The organism is Candidatus Mycolicibacterium alkanivorans (assembly GCF_022760805.1).
GTDB lineage: Bacteria > Actinomycetota > Actinomycetes > Mycobacteriales > Mycobacteriaceae > Mycobacterium > Mycobacterium alkanivorans.
The window spans coordinates 86973-101578 of the sequence record NZ_JAIVFL010000001.1 but is presented as its reverse complement, the minus strand read 5'-3'; the positions used below and the strand labels follow the sequence as shown (position 1 = coordinate 101578).

Below are 14606 nucleotides of genomic sequence, written 5' to 3'. Positions count from 1 at the left end.
TGGGCGAATGCTGAGCAGAATCCTGATCGGTGCGTTGGGTGCGACCGCCGTGATCGGTGTGGCGGGCAGTGCCGCGGCCGATCCGACGCCTGCCCCGACACCGGTGCTTCCCAACGTCAACGTCTACACCCCGATCAGCCCGGTGGACTACACCGTGATGGGCGGCAACTGGTACGCCTTCGCCGGGCCGCCCGGGGTGACCTGCGTGATCAACAAGCAGAACACCAGCTACGGCTGCAGCGGCCCGCTGCCGGGCGCGCCTGGCGGGGCGAACCTGGTCAGCGCGGGAGTGTCGGGCGAGCCGGGCTTCTCGACGACCACCAACTCGATCTTCGCGGCGGCCGGTGACGTCAAGGCCCTGCCGCCCAAAACCCGGCTGGGCTTCCGCGAGATCGCCTGCGGAGTGGACGGCGCCGGAAACGTCGCGTGCGTGAACCAACACGACCAGGTCGGCTTCGTTGTCGGCCCGGGCGGCACGTTCACCTCCGGGCCTAGCCCGATGCTGGATCGGCCTGAGGGCACCAACCCCTATTTCCCGGGGTTACCGGGCTAGAACCGCGAGCCGTGCACCTCGTGGCCGGGTTTCTCGGCCATCAGGCCGCGGTAGGCCTGCTCGACGTTGGCGCCGTGGTTGACCACCGCGTCGACCTCGCGGGCGATCGGCATGTTCAGGCCGTACTTCTCGGCGAATTCCATGACCACGCTGCAGGCCTTGACGCCTTCGGCGACCTGGTTCATCGAGGCGATGATCTCCTGGACGGTCTTGCCTGAGCCGAGCTCCTCGCCGACATGGCGGTTGCGGCTGCGCTTGGAGGTGCAGGTGACGATGAGGTCGCCCATGCCGGCCAGGCCGGAGAAGGTGTCGCGCTGGCCGCCGACGGCCTCGCCGAGTTTGGACATCTCGCGCACCGCGCGGGCCATGACCATGGCGCGGGTGTTCTCGCCGATGCCCAGCGAGTAGCCCATGCCGACGGCGATGGCGTAGACGTTCTTCAACGCCCCGGCCATCTCGACGCCGACGACGTCGTCGGTGGTGTATGTGCGAAATCGCCTGGTGCGGAACATCTTTGCGAGGTTGGCGGCCAGGCTCTGGTCGGGCATCGCCAGCACGGCGGCCGCAGCGAAGCCCTCGGCGACCTCCTTGGCGATATTGGGTCCGGCCAGGATGCCGGCCGGGTGGCCGGGCAGCACCTCGTCGACGATCTGGCTCATCCGCATGTTGGTGCCCTGCTCGAGGCCCTTGACCAGGCTGACCACCGGCACCCACGGCCGCAGTTCGGCGGCGAGGTGTTCGAGCACATCGCGGAAGCCGTGGCTGGGCACACCCATGACGATCACGTCGGCGCGGTCGGCGGCCTCGCCGAAATCGGTGGTGGCGCGCAGAGTCTCCGACAACTCCACCTCGTCGCCGAGGTACTTGGAGTTGCGATGGTTCTTGGTGATGTCCTCGGCGGTCTCCTCCGAGCGCACCCACTGCAGGGTCGGCACGCGCCGGGAACAGATGGATGCGACCGTGGTGCCCCAGGAGCCCCCGCCGAGCACGACGACGTTGGGTTCGCGGCGGTCAGGTGTCATGGGGATCAGGGTATTGCCGGGGTCGGCTGTTCACGTCGAGTTGGGCGAGGTGGATTCGGGCTGGCGGTTTTCCTACCATGTGCCTTGTTCGCAGGCCTGAGCGCGCTGGGCCTCCGTGACCGAGTACACGTGGGCACAGGTGTGCAAATCGACTGCGTGTTCCCCGATGCGGGCGAGCAGCGCCGTCGACGTCGCGGCCCATCGCGCGGCGCGGTCGTTGAGGGCGGCGGCGGATCGGCCGGTCCAACCGGACGCAGCGGAGTCGGTGCGGCCGTCGGCGGCGAGGTGTCTGGCGGCCAGATCGTCGCCGTGGCAGGCGACGGCGGTGGCTGAGGCCACCAGGTCTTCGAGATGTGCGAACCAGGACATGAGGCTTGGATATCAAGATGCGCGCCGGCTCACCAGTCACCCGCGGTGAAGTGACGGCTTTGCCCGGCGGTGTCAGAATTTGGTGCAATGAGTCGTTCGGAATTGTCGGTTGCCGACGTGAAGCGGTGGAGCTCGCACGCCGTCCGGGAGGTCTTCGACGCCGCACGGGAACGGGCGGCCGCCGCACTCGATGTCGCACGCGGACTCGACACTCTGCAGGTGTTCAGCAGCTGGGGTGGCGATGCGGCCACTGCGGCCAGGACGTCGATCGCGACCACCCGGGCCGACCTCGACGCGCATGGCACGGAAGCGATGGCGGTAGCGCACGCCGCGCGCGATGCCGCAGATCGCATCGACGGGATCAAGCTCAGCCTGCAGCGATGCGAGGACCGGGCAACCGCACTTGGGCTCGTGATCGACGTGTACACGAGCACGGTGGATCTGGGTGTTGACCCGGTCGGTGGCCCCGTCGACGGACTGCTCAATGCCCTTGCGCTGCAGGAGGAGCTGGACGCCATCCTGGCCGAGGCTGATGCCGTCGACGACGAGTTGGCTACCGCGATCAACATGGCCGACGGTGACGCGCCGATCCCTGCGGTTCCGGGCCCGGCGCGGGACGCCGAGACACGGCTGCAGAACCAGATCGACGCGTTCAAGAAAGTCTTCGACCGGCCGCCGTCGTCCGCGGCGGATTGGGAGACGGCCGCGGCGTTGGATGCGCACAGCTACAACTGGTTCAACCAAGGTGTGGCGGCGAACATCGTGGTCGGCCGAATCAAGCCCGTCCCGGGGCAGGGTGTCGTGCGGGCGAATCTCTTCATCCCGTCGGCGACGGTGAACGACCCTGCCTTCCGCGAACTGACTCCGCAGTTCGACAGCAACATCGGCGACAACCGGCGGTTCGATCCCTCGGCGACGCCTGAGCAGTCTCGCGTGGCGTTGCTCGTCGACTACGAGAACGGACTGGTACTCGCCCGTCAGAATCCGTCGGTGGACGTCGAACTTCGGCAAGCCAAAGCCGGCACTCCGACCGTCGGAGTCGCACAGCGTCCCGACGGCTCGCTCTACATCCGCTACGTGGCCGCAGATCCGTTCTCGCCGGGCGGTGAGGGGTTGGGTAAGGCGACCGTTGCTGTGCGCGGTGAACTTGCCGTGCAGCCCGGTCCAATCATGGTCAGTGTCGGCGGGACGCCGACGGCGTTCCCGGCACTCGAGGTCTACAACGACCGGCCGGCCGCGGGTTCGGCTGCACTGACGACTTCGACTGTCGCCCAGATGTATCCATGGATCGACAATGAGTGGGGCCCGCTTGCCGGGTTGTGGCGACCGACCACTGTTGGTGACGTCGGCATTGTCGATCAGTACTACACGTTCATCCAAGGCCGAGCGATTCCGCCGCACACGACAACACTCGGACCGGTGACCTCCCCGCCGACGGTCACGGAGCTGAGATGAGTTCCAGCAGAGGAGAATCTGTGCCTGAACGCGATTTCATCCGCCAGATCTACTGGATCCCGGCCGTGTTCTTCGGCACCACGGCTGGCGGTGTGGTGTGGGCTTTCATCGCCCGCTACACGATCCTCGATCGAAACCCGGTCCTGTCGGCAGGACAAGGATGGCTGGCCCTGAGCGTCGGCTGTCTTCTTGTCGTGCTTGCCGGTCTCGCGCTGGCGGCGTGGTCGCGGCTGCGAGCGCTGCGAACGGCAGGCGTGGCCCTGATCGTCATGGCGATGTCAGGGGGCTCGGTGTTGTTTGTCTGGGGAACGCTTTTCGTGCTCATGTTGAGGGGTGGCTGATGAACATGGCCGAGGGTGCTACCGCCGAACCGGGCGAGCTCTCGGAATCGGTGAAGGTTGGGCAGCTTCTGTTGGGGACCGCGGCTGGGTGTCTCTCCCTCGGTCTGTGCTTCTACTGGTTCTGGGGCATCGCTTGGATCATCCCGACGGCGCTCGCGGTCTTCACGTTGCCGTGGCAGCCGACCCGGTGGATCGGAATCGGTTTCGCCGCAGCTGCTTTGGGGGCGCTGGTCGCCATCACCCTCGCGTTGCACCTCAGCCCAGGGGCGGAAGAGGTGACGCCGCAGCCGTCGACGACCTCAACCGACCCGGCGGCGAGCTCCCAGCCGGTCGGCGCGCCCGCCTCCGAGCGACTCTGCTCGTCAAACACCGCCGTCCCGGTGGTGAACGGATAGGATGAGTGCATCGAAAGTGCGCCGATCAGATCACCGGCCCATCCACGGATTCAGGAGCCGGGCAGCCCCTGCTCCTCGGGCGGAAGGGGGGCAGGCCCGGTGATGCTCGGCACGGCCACGGACGTGTCAAGCGCTGCCGGAGCGGTGCTTTGAATGATCGTCACTCCGGTCTACATTCCGGGGCCCGAGATCGAGGCGGGTACTTCATATTGCTGACCAACAGCCGCGCCGATTGCACCCAACGCGATCGCCGCACCGGCGCTGACAACTGTCAGTAGCTTCGTGTGGTTCTCCCTCATCATCAACTCCCAACTACATAGTCCAACTATGCGTTGGCGGTAACCGGATCCGGGGCTCCGTTATTCCCGCCCTGACTAGGCGTTTCGATAGCCGCTCATGCGGCTAACGCCGTGGGATAGTGCAGCGGTGCCCGAAGAAGACGTACGCCTTTGTGTCATCGCACATCCTCGACATCCACACCAGGCTGTCGAGGCCGGTCGCATGCGCGGCTTGCGCCCATGCGACCGTCTCGCCGTAGGTTGACGCCGAGCCGGCGGTGACGTCCTGGGCAGTGACTTTCAACTGCCGCAACCCCATGCCGTGCCGTGCGCGTTGATGACAGCACGCGGTACAGCTGTTGCCCTGCTGGCACCGTGGTGACGGCGGGTTCGAACGGGGATGATGGGCGCGTCACCACGAGACGGCGAGAGCCTCCTTCGCCACGGCGACGACCCGGTCTGGATCTCCGGTGAGATGGTCCACCGGCCGATCACCGTCGAAGTAGGTGGTCGGCGCGCAGAGCCATTGCACCAAGCCGGCTTCAGACCGCTGGATCGCCTGCACGGCCCGGGCGATCGCGGGTTCGGTGTACACCTCGACCGCGGACAGGCCGTCACCGACGGCGCGGGCGCTCTCACGGATACGGCGATTCGCGGCGATCAGGTCAACGGCTTCGTGCACCTACAAGTAGCGCACGAAGCGAACCGAGGGCCAGGGCTAGCGGTAGTTGACGAACTGCAGGGCGACGTCCAGATCGGAGCCCTTCAGCAGGGCGATGACGGCCTGCAGGTCGTCGCGCTTCTTGGAGCTGACCCGGATCTCGTCGCCTTGAACCTGGGTCTTCACGCCCTTGGGGCCCTCGTCGCGAATGAGCTTGTTGATCTTCTTGGCGTGCTCTTGGTCGATGCCCTGCTTGATGCTGCCGCTGACCCGGTAGGTCTTGCCGCTGGGCTGCGGGTCGCCGGCGTCGAAGGCCTTCATGGAGATGTCGCGGCGGATCAGCTTTTCCTTGAAGACGTCGACGGCGGCCTTGGCGCGCTCCTCGGTGGAGCTGACGATCTCGATGACCTCCTCGCCCTTCCAGGCGATGGTGGTGTCGGTGCCGCGGAAGTCGAAGCGGGTGGACAGCTCCTTGGCCGCCTGGTTCAGCGCGTTGTCGACCTCCTGGTGGTCGACCTTGCTGACGATGTCGAACGATGAATCCGCCATTGGGCCCTCCTCGGTGTGATCGGCCGGTTTGTGTCTGGGGTACATCCTCGTTGTACCCTGCTAGTCGCACCAAACCGGTCCCCGGTGTGGTGCCACCCCGGCAGGTTGCCCGAGCGGCCAATGGGAGCGGACTGTAAATCCGTCGGCGAAAGCCTACACAGGTTCGAATCCTGTACCTGCCACGTTGTGATGCCCCGCGGTTCGATAAGACCAACCCTCTCTGTCTCAGCTGCGCGAGGTGGTCACCGGCAGCGTGCTGCTGGCCATGCCGGTGCGGCGAGCACGTCGGCTTCAGGGCCGCAGTCGCACGTCGCGGACAGCCGGATGGTCGTCGTGGATCAGACCCTGGTGGCGCTCCGGCTTCAGCTCGATCAGCTGGTCGCGCTGGCCGTGCCGGCTCCGGCGGGCGAGGCTGTGGCAGCCTGGTCGAAGGCGGATGCGCGCACGGTTAGAAATCCTCTAACTGGGGCTCAGTAACGTCTTGGGATACGGTTCCGAAGGATCTTGATCGGACTGATTTCTGGAGGATGGCGCACATGAGGACCGGCGGCGGTGTCGCAATGGTGGGGGCGGTGGTGGGCTCCTTGGTGCTCGCAGTCCCGCCGGCAGCCCACGCGACGGGCACGGCGCTGGCCGGAACCTACGACGTCGTCGGGCCGAGCAGCCTCCTGGACACCTGGACCATCACCCCGCAGTGTTCCGAGGTGTCCATCGGGTGTGAGTCCGACGTGCACTCGCCGTTGATCGACGGGCAGGCCTTCTACCGGGGCGGTAACACCTGGGTGATGACGCTCACGGGCCTGGTGCCGGTCTGCCCGGACAAGACCAACGCCAAAGGCGCGATGATCTACCAGTGGGACGCGGTCAGCCTGGAGGGTCAGCTGACGGCGGTCCAACGAGGTGTGTGCCAGATGACCCGGCCGGGGCAGTCCCAGATTGCGTTCAGGTTGGTGAAGGCGGCGGGGTAGGGCTACGGAATGTCGTTGCCTCCCGTTCAGCCTTTGGCAACAAGTCATTGCGGGGTGCATGGCATGCAGGACGTACCTGGTCAGAGTCAGTTCTTGACGGCGCCCTGCTACTCGCGCGACGAGGTCTTCGCCGAGCCCCTGCCCAATTCCAAAATCTGCCGGTGTCTACGGTTGGTGGTTCAGGCAAGTTCCGGGCCCAATCGATACCGCTGGCTGTCAGCGTCGCGATGGATTGACGCTGCTGTATGCGGGAATCGGCCCGTCGCGGCCACCGAGCAATGGAAAGCCGCCTAGCAGCCAGAATATTCGTCAACGCATCAGGTACCACTACAACGGGAACGCAGAGGGCTCGACGCTTCGCAAGACCCTCGGAACCTTGCTTTCGGGTGACCTTGGAATTGAGTTGCGCCGCGTCCGGTTCTATTCGCAACTTAAGCTGCTGCGGAGCAGCGCGCGTGAGAGCTTCCGGTCATCTAGAGCAAGCGTTAGAACGGCGCTCGCCCCAGCATCGTTCAGCATGTCAGTGGGATCCGATAACGTCAGGCTATGGATCTTGGCGTCTACGAATCATTGCTCACTGAAGGGTTATTCGCACAGATCCAACAACGAGACGACCTGCATGCCGAGTACGGCACAGTCGATGACGCTGAGCAAGCGCTGGTTATTGCGCGCCATCTTTTGCCGCTCGTTGAGCGATCGCTGAAGGCAGCCCATAGTGCCGAAGCGCGCCTCGATCTAGTTCGGCAGATCCTCCGAGTCCTACCGCAGGCTTCCCTAGCTGAGGAGGTTCTGCATCAGATTGAACCCCACCGCGTCACCCGCCTCGATGAAGTTCGGCGGGTGTCGACGCTTACGGACGGGCGTCTGCCGCGGCGCGCTACGCCATTCTCTGACACGGCGTTGATGACCAACGCGCGTCACGAACCCACGCTCGCGGCCGAGCTTCGCGCCGAACTCGCGAGTGCCGACCAGGTCGATCTGCTCTGTGCGTTCGTAAAGTGGCAGGGCCTGCGCTTGCTTGAAGATCAACTGAACGAGATCCGGCAGCGGAACGTTCGGCTACGAGTCATCACAACGACCTATCTCGGCGCCACTGATGCGCGCGCGCTTGATGCTTTGGTGGATGAGTTTGGCGCCGAGGTCCGGGTCAACTACGAACTGCATCGCACCCGCCTGCACGCCAAAGCGTGGCTGCTGCGCCGCAACACCGGCTTCCATACTGCCTATGTCGGATCGAGCAATCTATCCCACGCGGCGTTGGTGGACGGTCTCGAATGGAACGTAAGGTTGTCAGCCCAATCGACCCCTCATATGCTCGACAAGTTCAAGTCGACCTTCGACTCATATTGGGAGAACAAGGAATTCGAGCCTTACCACCCGAGCACCGATCGTCAGCGGCTTGATGTGGCACTCGACGTTGCGGCCGGCAGACAGGCACGGGAGCAGATCACTATCACGCTGTCCGGGCTTGAGGTGCAACCGAAGGCCTACCAAGCCGAGATGCTTGAGCAACTCGATGCCGAGCGGTCGCTTCACGACCGCCATCGCAACCTGATTGTCGCCGCGACCGGCACCGGCAAGACCGTAATCGCGGCGCTGGACTACCGAAGCCTCCGCGAGATCCGCGGCAGAGATTTGAGCCTACTTTTCGTCGCCCATCGCAAAGAGATCCTGATGCAGTCCCGACGCATGTATCAAGAGGTCCTAGTCGACCCAACCTTTGGCGAACTGCTTGTCGGCGGAGAGCAGCCCGTGAAATGGCGGCATGTCTTTGCGAGCATTCAGTCGCTCACCCCGCACCGGCTCTCAACGATGTCCCCCGACCAGTTCGATGTAGTCGTCGTAGACGAGTTCCACCACGCCGAGGCTGCGTCGTATCGGCGACTGCTGAACCACGTCAAGCCAATAGAACTGCTCGGTCTCACCGCAACCCCCGAACGGGGCGACGGCGTCGACGTCCGGGACCTCTTCGGTGGACGGGTAGCTGCCGAACTCCGCTTGTGGGATGCGCTGGACCAGAACCTTCTGTGCCCCTTCCACTACTTCGGTGTTCACGACCAAACCGACCTCGAAGGTTTGGAGTGGAAGCGCGGCGGCTACGACGTCGCTGAACTTAGCAACGTCTACACCGGCAACGATTCGCGAACGCGGATCGTGCTCAAGGAGTTACGTGACAAGGTCGCTGATGTCGGCAGAATGCGCGCGCTAGGGTTCTGCGTCAGCGTCGAGCACGCCCGATACATGGCAGAGAAGTTTGCCGCCGCCGGGATCAAGGCCAGGGCGGTGTCGGCCGAAACCTCACCGCTCGACCGGCAGAATGCTCTGGCTCAACTCCGGGCACGGGAAATCAACATCGTCTTCGCGGTCGACCTCTTCAACGAAGGCCTCGATATACCTGACGTAGACACCGTCCTGTTCCTTCGACCGACCGAGAGCGCGACAGTCTTCCTGCAACAACTGGGACGAGGTTTGCGCTTGACAGAAGGCAAGACGGTGTTGACGGCCCTCGATTTCGTTGGGCACCAGCGCAAAGAGTTCCGATTCGATCAGCGCTTTCGAGCTCTCACCGGCCTGAGCCGGAAGGAGTTGGAACGGCAAGTTAGAGACGGCTTTCCATTCCTGCCGTCGGGCAGCCAGATCGTGCTCGATTCCGTTGCACGAGAGTTGGTCCTGGAGAACATAAGACAGCAGGTGTCGCCGAAGTGGGCCGCCTTAGTGGCGGAGGTCCGGTCACATCCGGGCGACGACCTGGCCTCCTATCTCGACGCCTCAGGACGGTCGCTCGAAGATATTCTCCGGTCGGGGAAGTCTTGGACTACGTTGTGCCGCGACGCTGGTAAGACCGATGTGGGCCCTGGTCGACGTGAACAAGACTTGGTCAAGCGGCTTCGGGCACTCGCCCACGTCGATGACAGACTCCGCTGGCATAACTACCGAGCCATGCTTGGGCAGAAGCTCTCCGTCGGAAGCGCTATGGAACGGCGGCTCACCGAGATGCTGTTCTATTCCCTGTTCCCGAACGGCGGCGGCTTCGGCAGTGCGCCAGCAGGTCTAGAAATCTTGAGCGGCGAACCGGTCGTTGAGGAAATGCGGCAGATCATCGACATCGGTTTTAATGCGGCGCATCGAACGACGTCAGCTCTGGGCGAAGTCGAACTGGCACTCGCCGACGTGCCGCTCGCTTTGCATGCTAGCTATACCCGAGAGGAGATCTTGGCCGCGCTCGACTGGACATCGCAGGGTCGAGTCCCTAGCACCATGCGCGAGGGCGTTGCCTGGTGCCCCGGGCTTAACGTCGACGCGTTTTTGATCACGCTCAAGAAGAGCGACACCGACTACTCGCCGACAACGATGTATCGCGATTTCGCGCTTAGTCCCGACCTGTTCCACTGGGAATCGCAATCGACAACCTCCTCAACTTCACCGACCGGGCAGCGATACATCAATCACCGGAAGAACGGCTCGCACATCCTGCTGTTCGTCCGCGAGGCAAAGACCAATTCTCTTGGCACTTCGCCGTATCTCTTCTTGGGCCCAGCCGACTACGTCACGCACGAGGGGGACCGACCGATCGCAATCACGTGGCGACTCCGTCGACCGATGCCCATGGAGATGTTCATCGCGTCGCGGGCCGCAGTCGCTTAATCATGTTGATAGCCAGGCAGGCGGAAAGCTGACGTCCAAGCGGACCGTGTCTCCGTAGCCCGACCACGTCGGTAGACCCGCTGGCTGCCCTCGATAGATACCGCGCGCGGCGGCCACGACTCTCTGATGTTGAGTGGGCCACTGAATCGTGGCAGCAATGTCCTCCAACGTCTCTTGGTCGCGCTCAAGAACCCGGTCGACAATCGCGATCGCGGGGAGAGCCCCGCTCTTGTCACTGTTGCACCGTGCGCACGCCAGGACCAAGTTCGCCAACCCGTCGATCCCCACCAGCGACCACGGCAGCACATGGTCGATCGGATTGCCAGCCGGCAGATGCGTATTGCAGTAGAAGCAATGGGGGCCAAAGGCTTCCTTCAATGGTTCCCGAACGGCGTTCAGCATGACCCGCTCCCGACCAAAGAGGTGACCCGCGACGTCGGGGAATCGATCGGCGAGCAGGAATTTGTTCATCCGGCGCACGTCATCAACCCACATGATCTCCAGTGCGGGCTTAAGCAAGCCCGCCAGGCGCGCCAATCCATGAGCCACCCCCGGATTGAGGACTATCGAGTCGTTGTGTGCCCGCAAGGTCGACCGGCTCACGTGATCGTGCAGGAATGAGTCGTCGTAGAGAAAGCAGTCGGACGCGTCCGAACCCGGAAGCCGCTGCAGACGGTGGAGTGGCTGCTGAGCCAGGCACAACGTGATCTCATCGATCGCTCGTTGATAAGTATCCGGAGCGCGGATGGCTGCGATTTCGATTGCAAGACTTTGTGATTGGGTTCCCGCGGCATTCCGGAGGTTATTTGCCGCAATCAGAATTCGAGCACGCGGCTGCGTTGACTGCCGAAGTTCGTGCCCGTCGAACGGCACTACCTGCCGCCAGTAGACCTCGAGCACCCGGCGCGCCAGGTCGGGAATCGGCACCGCCAGGTCGTCGTCAAGCTGCTCGGGGAGGTTCTCGACGCAGTGGTCTATCAACGCCATCAACGTCGCCAGCTTGTACGTCGCCGTTCGTAGCCCTGTTTCCAGGATCGCGACGACCCGCTGACCCAGCAGCAACGGATCGACGACGCCGTCGGCCACAACGCTTCCCCCTGTCGGTGCATGCCTGTAGAACCGCAATCTCGACATTATGGCTAGGGGGTCAGCGTGGCGGGCAAGCTCGTACGGGACAAGGCTGCCGAAATCATCGCGCGATTGGGCGGGACGCCCCACTTCATTACCCTCGATGAAGAGCGCTACCGAACCGCTTTGTACGACGAGCCCCGGTCAACTCAAGACGTCGTCGGTGAGGCGGCCGGCGTGTCCGAGGTTCTAGCGGATTTAGCCGGGAGCCAGGGGATTTCACTCGATGCGATCGTCGCAGACGCATAGGCAAAGCGCGCCGATCGGCGGGGCTTCGCCATGCGACTGCGGCTTGAACGAGTCGAGCTTGGAACCACGTGACCATCACTCTGTAGAAGCCGCAGCTTTCGCACGAACGTGTCTGCGTCGGCGTGTCGAGTGGGATCGTCGCGTGCAGATCAGCTCTGGCACGACGGGCCGCTAACCTCAAGCGATGATCATCGGTGTCGCGGCGGCGCTGCTGGCGTGTGTCGCCTACGGGGTCTCCTCGGTGCTGCAGGCCTACGGGGCGCGCAGATCGGCGACCGCGGCCCGGGACCGTGGCGCGACCGGGCATGTCACCGCGACCGGCGGCCCGACGCTGCGCTCGACCGTGGGGGCCGCGCTGACCGCCGCGTTCGTCGCCGGCATCGTCCTGGACGTCGTGGGCTTCGCGGGCAGTGCGGTCTCGGCCCGGCTGATTCCGCTGTTCTTGTCGCAGACGATCATCAGCGCCAACCTCGTCGTCACCGCCGTGCTCGGTATCGCGGTCCTCGGCATCGGCTTGCACGCCCGGGATTGGATCGCCATCGTTGCGGTCATCGTGTCGCTGTTGGTGCTCGGTCTTGGCTCGGGTGAGCGCGGCGCCGCGAATCCGGATCGGCTGGTGCACTGGGTCGTGCTGGCGGTCTCGGTGCTGATCCTGCTCGGCGGGATTGGACTCATCCGCGTCCTCGGGTCGCGCGGCGCGGTCATGGCCGGACTGATCGCGGGTGTGCTGTTCGGCATGCTCGCCATCGCCGTTCGGGTGGCCGACGGTCTCGAACCGCTGCAGACGTGGACTCTGGCGGCCGACCCAGCGTCGTGGACGGTCCTCCTCGCCGGGATAGGCGGCTTCTACCTGCACACCGTGGCGCTGCAACTCGGCTCGGTGAACGGGGCCACCGCCGCCCTCGTCGTCGGTGAGACGGTAGTCCCCGGCATCATCGGCGTGGTGTTCCTCGGTGACAGCGCCCGACCCGGGCTGGGCTGGGTGGTGGCCCTCGGCTTCGTCGGTGCCGTCGCCGGCGCCGTGGCGGTCGCAGTCTTCGGTGCGATCGGCCATGTGACGGAGGCGATCGAGAGGAGCGATGTCCCCGCACACAGGGGACTATAGAATGGTCGTCACGACGCCGGTTTCTTATGGGGGCGACGAAGCTGAGCTTTTCCGGGGGGGAGGCGCCCGTGCCTGCGTCACATGTGCGTGTAGCGGCCTGCGCCGGCCTGCTGTCTGCGGGTCTGTTCGTCGCCAGTACCGGAGGCGCGGTTGCCTTCGCCGATCCTGATTCCAGCGGGTCCACTGCTCACGCCCCCCAGGGTGCCCGCGAGTCGAACCAGGACAACAGCCCGGCCGCCAGTGTCACCGACACTTTGCGACAGGCAGTTCGAGACACGGCAGGCGCGCTCGGTGCGGGCCGGAAACCAGGCCGGCCGCAGTCCGAGATCGCGGGCAGTCCCACGACAGGCACGGGCCACGCACGCACCCCCGGCCGGCGTAACGCGGGCCTGCCCACGGCGGCGGCCACCTCGATTCCGAACGCGGCCACCTCGATTCCGAACACGCCTGCCTCGATTCCGAACGCGCCCGCCTCAGTTCCGAACGCGGCTGGATCGGTTCCGAATGCGGCTGGATCGATCTCCAACACCCTGTCCACCTCCCTTGACCGCCTGGGAGCGACGGTCACCGCGGTGGTGGCGGCGGTTCCCGTCGTCGGCGTGCCGGCATCCGACGTCATCGGCGGCATGCAGGATGTCTTCACCTCGGTGGTCGGTTCGGTCGGCGACGTCACGTCATCCCCGCCAAGCCTCCCGGCTCTGATGGGCGTCGGCAGCCGGAATCCAGTGGACGCCGCGGCAGGCGCCCACGCCGTCGGGCACCCATCAGCGGCGGGTGCGCCGGTGTTGGTCGCGCCTCGCGTGTCACAGAGTTCTGGAGTTCTTCTGACCCTTCCCATTGCTGATGGTCGCGGCGTACCCGACGCCACGGCCGGGGTTGCGGCACTGGGGTTTTCGGGTCAAGCTTCCTTGCCGCGGAAGGTCGCATCCCCAGCGGGGGCTTTCGGGTCATTTCTCGGGCAGGCGTTCCGAGAGATCGCCGCTCACCTTTCCTTGGCGGCGCTGGCCGCGGCCGCCCTTCCAGGTGTCGGCGGCCTTCTGATAGCGACTGCTGCTGGGGTCCGGATCGGATATCGGCAGGCCAAAGCGAATTTTGTTCTGCGCGCCAGCAACTTGGCGCGATTCACCCGCCAAGGCCCGATCGGGATTGTCCGGTCCACGTCGTCGATCGCGGTCCGGGTCCGGCCGTTGCGCGTCACCGCTCCTGTGCCCGCCGAGGGAGTTCTCGGCGAGGTCGCCTAGCTATTCGCGGCGCTTCGTTTAGCGACGCGTCAACATATCCAACGTGAATTCCAGCGCTGTCGGCTCGTTCACACGGACCCTGTCCCCGTCGAGAGCCGGGATCCGTCGATAGCTTCCGCCGTCGAGCCGATACGCGAGAAATTGGTCGTCGGCCGGTGCCTCGAGATCGACGATCCAGTAGTTCTCGATGCCCGCCTCGGCGTACTCGTGCAACTTCATGACGTGGTCCGTGCCGCGCGAGCCGGCCGATACGATCTCGACGACAAGCACAACATCGGCTGCGGCGACACGGGCAGGAAGCTGGTCGAACACGCGATCTGGAACCACAACGATGTCAGGGTCACGAACACTCGGCGGAAAGGCCCCGCTCGTCGTCACTTCGATCTCCGGAACCGCCTCGAGCCCAGCCGGCAGGTGGTCTTCGAGTAGGCGGGTAAGCCTTCTCGAAATGAGCTGATGCCGGGGGTGCGGACGCGGCGACAGAATGAGTGTTCCCTCACTGAGCTCCCACCGTCGTGTCCGGTCGAGGTCAAGCGCATCCCACTGCTCTAGGGTCAGCAAACCACGTGGCAGGTGTGCAAGCTCCGACACGGCGCACCTCCTCCCGATGGAACTCGAGTAGTTGCAGACTACGCGGACTAGCGGCC

17 protein-coding genes and 1 tRNA gene are annotated in these 14606 nt (G+C 64.7%); 10 read left to right on the top strand and 8 right to left on the bottom strand.

Going from position 1 to position 14606, the window contains the following annotated elements; translation table 11 throughout:
• Positions 1-7 precede the first annotated feature (7 nt).
• Positions 8-553, top strand: a complete 546-nt coding sequence (locus K9U37_RS00565; protein WP_243070052.1) for a hypothetical protein — start codon at positions 8-10, stop codon at positions 551-553.
• On the opposite strand, the gene K9U37_RS00560 is transcribed toward K9U37_RS00565, so the two are convergent.
• Together K9U37_RS00560 and K9U37_RS00555 are read right to left on the bottom strand one after the other, a co-directional pair.
• Positions 550-1575, bottom strand: coding sequence for an NAD(P)H-dependent glycerol-3-phosphate dehydrogenase (locus K9U37_RS00560; protein ID WP_243070051.1), 1026 nt, complete (start codon positions 1573-1575; stop codon positions 550-552). The two genes, K9U37_RS00565 and K9U37_RS00560, sit on opposite strands and share 4 nt — an antisense overlap.
• A gap of 72 nt (positions 1576-1647) precedes the next feature.
• A complete protein-coding gene (locus K9U37_RS00555) occupies positions 1648-1944 on the bottom strand; it encodes a hypothetical protein (RefSeq protein ID WP_243070050.1) in 297 nt (98 codons plus the stop codon).
• 87 nt (positions 1945-2031) lie between these two features.
• Here K9U37_RS00555 and K9U37_RS00550 point away from each other — a divergent pair, with 87 nt between their 5' ends.
• The 3 genes from K9U37_RS00550 to K9U37_RS00540 are packed head-to-tail and all read left to right on the top strand — an operon-like array spanning position 2032 to position 4135.
• Positions 2032-3399, top strand: a complete 1368-nt coding sequence (locus tag K9U37_RS00550; protein ID WP_243070049.1) for an Rv0964c family protein — start codon at positions 2032-2034, stop codon at positions 3397-3399.
• Positions 3400-3419: 20 nt separating this feature from the next.
• On the top strand, positions 3420-3740 hold the full coding sequence (locus K9U37_RS00545; RefSeq protein WP_243070048.1) for a hypothetical protein: 321 nt from the start codon (positions 3420-3422) through the stop codon (positions 3738-3740).
• A gap of 5 nt (positions 3741-3745) precedes the next feature.
• Complete coding sequence (locus K9U37_RS00540) at positions 3746-4135, top strand: hypothetical protein (RefSeq protein WP_243070047.1); 390 nt, start codon at positions 3746-3748, stop codon at positions 4133-4135.
• 690 nt (positions 4136-4825) lie between these two features.
• Here K9U37_RS00540 and K9U37_RS00535 read toward each other — a convergent pair.
• Both K9U37_RS00535 and K9U37_RS00530 read right to left on the bottom strand, forming a co-directional pair.
• Positions 4826-5095: a hypothetical protein gene (locus K9U37_RS00535; protein WP_243070046.1), complete on the bottom strand. Its 270-nt coding sequence runs from the start codon at positions 5093-5095 to the stop codon at positions 4826-4828.
• Positions 5096-5131: 36 nt separating this feature from the next.
• Positions 5132-5623, bottom strand: coding sequence for a YajQ family cyclic di-GMP-binding protein (locus K9U37_RS00530; RefSeq protein ID WP_243070045.1), 492 nt, complete (start codon positions 5621-5623; stop codon positions 5132-5134).
• A gap of 99 nt (positions 5624-5722) precedes the next feature.
• Between K9U37_RS00530 and K9U37_RS00525 the strand changes: the two genes are divergently transcribed.
• The 4 genes from K9U37_RS00525 to K9U37_RS00515 all read left to right on the top strand — a co-directional run bounded on the left by K9U37_RS00525 (position 5723) and on the right by K9U37_RS00515 (position 10236).
• Positions 5723-5805: transfer RNA gene (locus tag K9U37_RS00525), tRNA-Tyr, on the top strand.
• A gap of 354 nt (positions 5806-6159) precedes the next feature.
• Positions 6160-6591, top strand: a complete 432-nt coding sequence (locus tag K9U37_RS00520; protein ID WP_243070044.1) for a hypothetical protein — start codon at positions 6160-6162, stop codon at positions 6589-6591.
• Positions 6592-6736: 145 nt separating this feature from the next.
• Positions 6737-7294, top strand: coding sequence for a GIY-YIG nuclease family protein (locus K9U37_RS20285; protein WP_372489550.1), 558 nt, complete (start codon positions 6737-6739; stop codon positions 7292-7294).
• Complete coding sequence (locus K9U37_RS00515) at positions 7189-10236, top strand: DEAD/DEAH box helicase (RefSeq protein ID WP_372489549.1); 3048 nt, start codon at positions 7189-7191, stop codon at positions 10234-10236. The genes K9U37_RS20285 and K9U37_RS00515 overlap by 106 nt, the downstream gene beginning before the upstream one ends.
• On the opposite strand, the gene K9U37_RS00510 is transcribed toward K9U37_RS00515, so the two are convergent.
• Positions 10237-11370, bottom strand: a complete 1134-nt coding sequence (locus K9U37_RS00510; protein WP_252394057.1) for an HNH endonuclease — start codon at positions 11368-11370, stop codon at positions 10237-10239. It abuts the gene before it with no gap.
• A gap of 18 nt (positions 11371-11388) precedes the next feature.
• Here K9U37_RS00510 and K9U37_RS00505 point away from each other — a divergent pair, with 18 nt between their 5' ends.
• Together K9U37_RS00505 and K9U37_RS00500 are read left to right on the top strand one after the other, a co-directional pair.
• A complete protein-coding gene (locus tag K9U37_RS00505) occupies positions 11389-11613 on the top strand; it encodes a nucleoside triphosphate pyrophosphohydrolase family protein (RefSeq protein WP_243070041.1) in 225 nt (74 codons plus the stop codon).
• 184 nt (positions 11614-11797) lie between these two features.
• Positions 11798-12718, top strand: a complete 921-nt coding sequence (locus K9U37_RS00500) for a hypothetical protein (protein ID WP_243070040.1) — start codon at positions 11798-11800, stop codon at positions 12716-12718.
• Positions 12719-12905: 187 nt separating this feature from the next.
• On the opposite strand, the gene K9U37_RS00495 is transcribed toward K9U37_RS00500, so the two are convergent.
• The 3 genes from K9U37_RS00495 to K9U37_RS00485 form a co-directional block, all read right to left on the bottom strand.
• Complete coding sequence (locus K9U37_RS00495; RefSeq protein WP_243070039.1) at positions 12906-13391, bottom strand: hypothetical protein; 486 nt, start codon at positions 13389-13391, stop codon at positions 12906-12908.
• Between the two features lie 274 nt (positions 13392-13665).
• The gene (locus tag K9U37_RS00490; protein WP_243070038.1) at positions 13666-13851 is read right to left on the bottom strand and encodes a hypothetical protein; all 186 of its coding nucleotides are present in this window, start codon (positions 13849-13851) and stop codon (positions 13666-13668) included.
• A gap of 126 nt (positions 13852-13977) precedes the next feature.
• Positions 13978-14550: a Uma2 family endonuclease gene (locus tag K9U37_RS00485; RefSeq protein ID WP_243070037.1), complete on the bottom strand. Its 573-nt coding sequence runs from the start codon at positions 14548-14550 to the stop codon at positions 13978-13980.
• Positions 14551-14606: the final 56 nt, after the last annotated feature.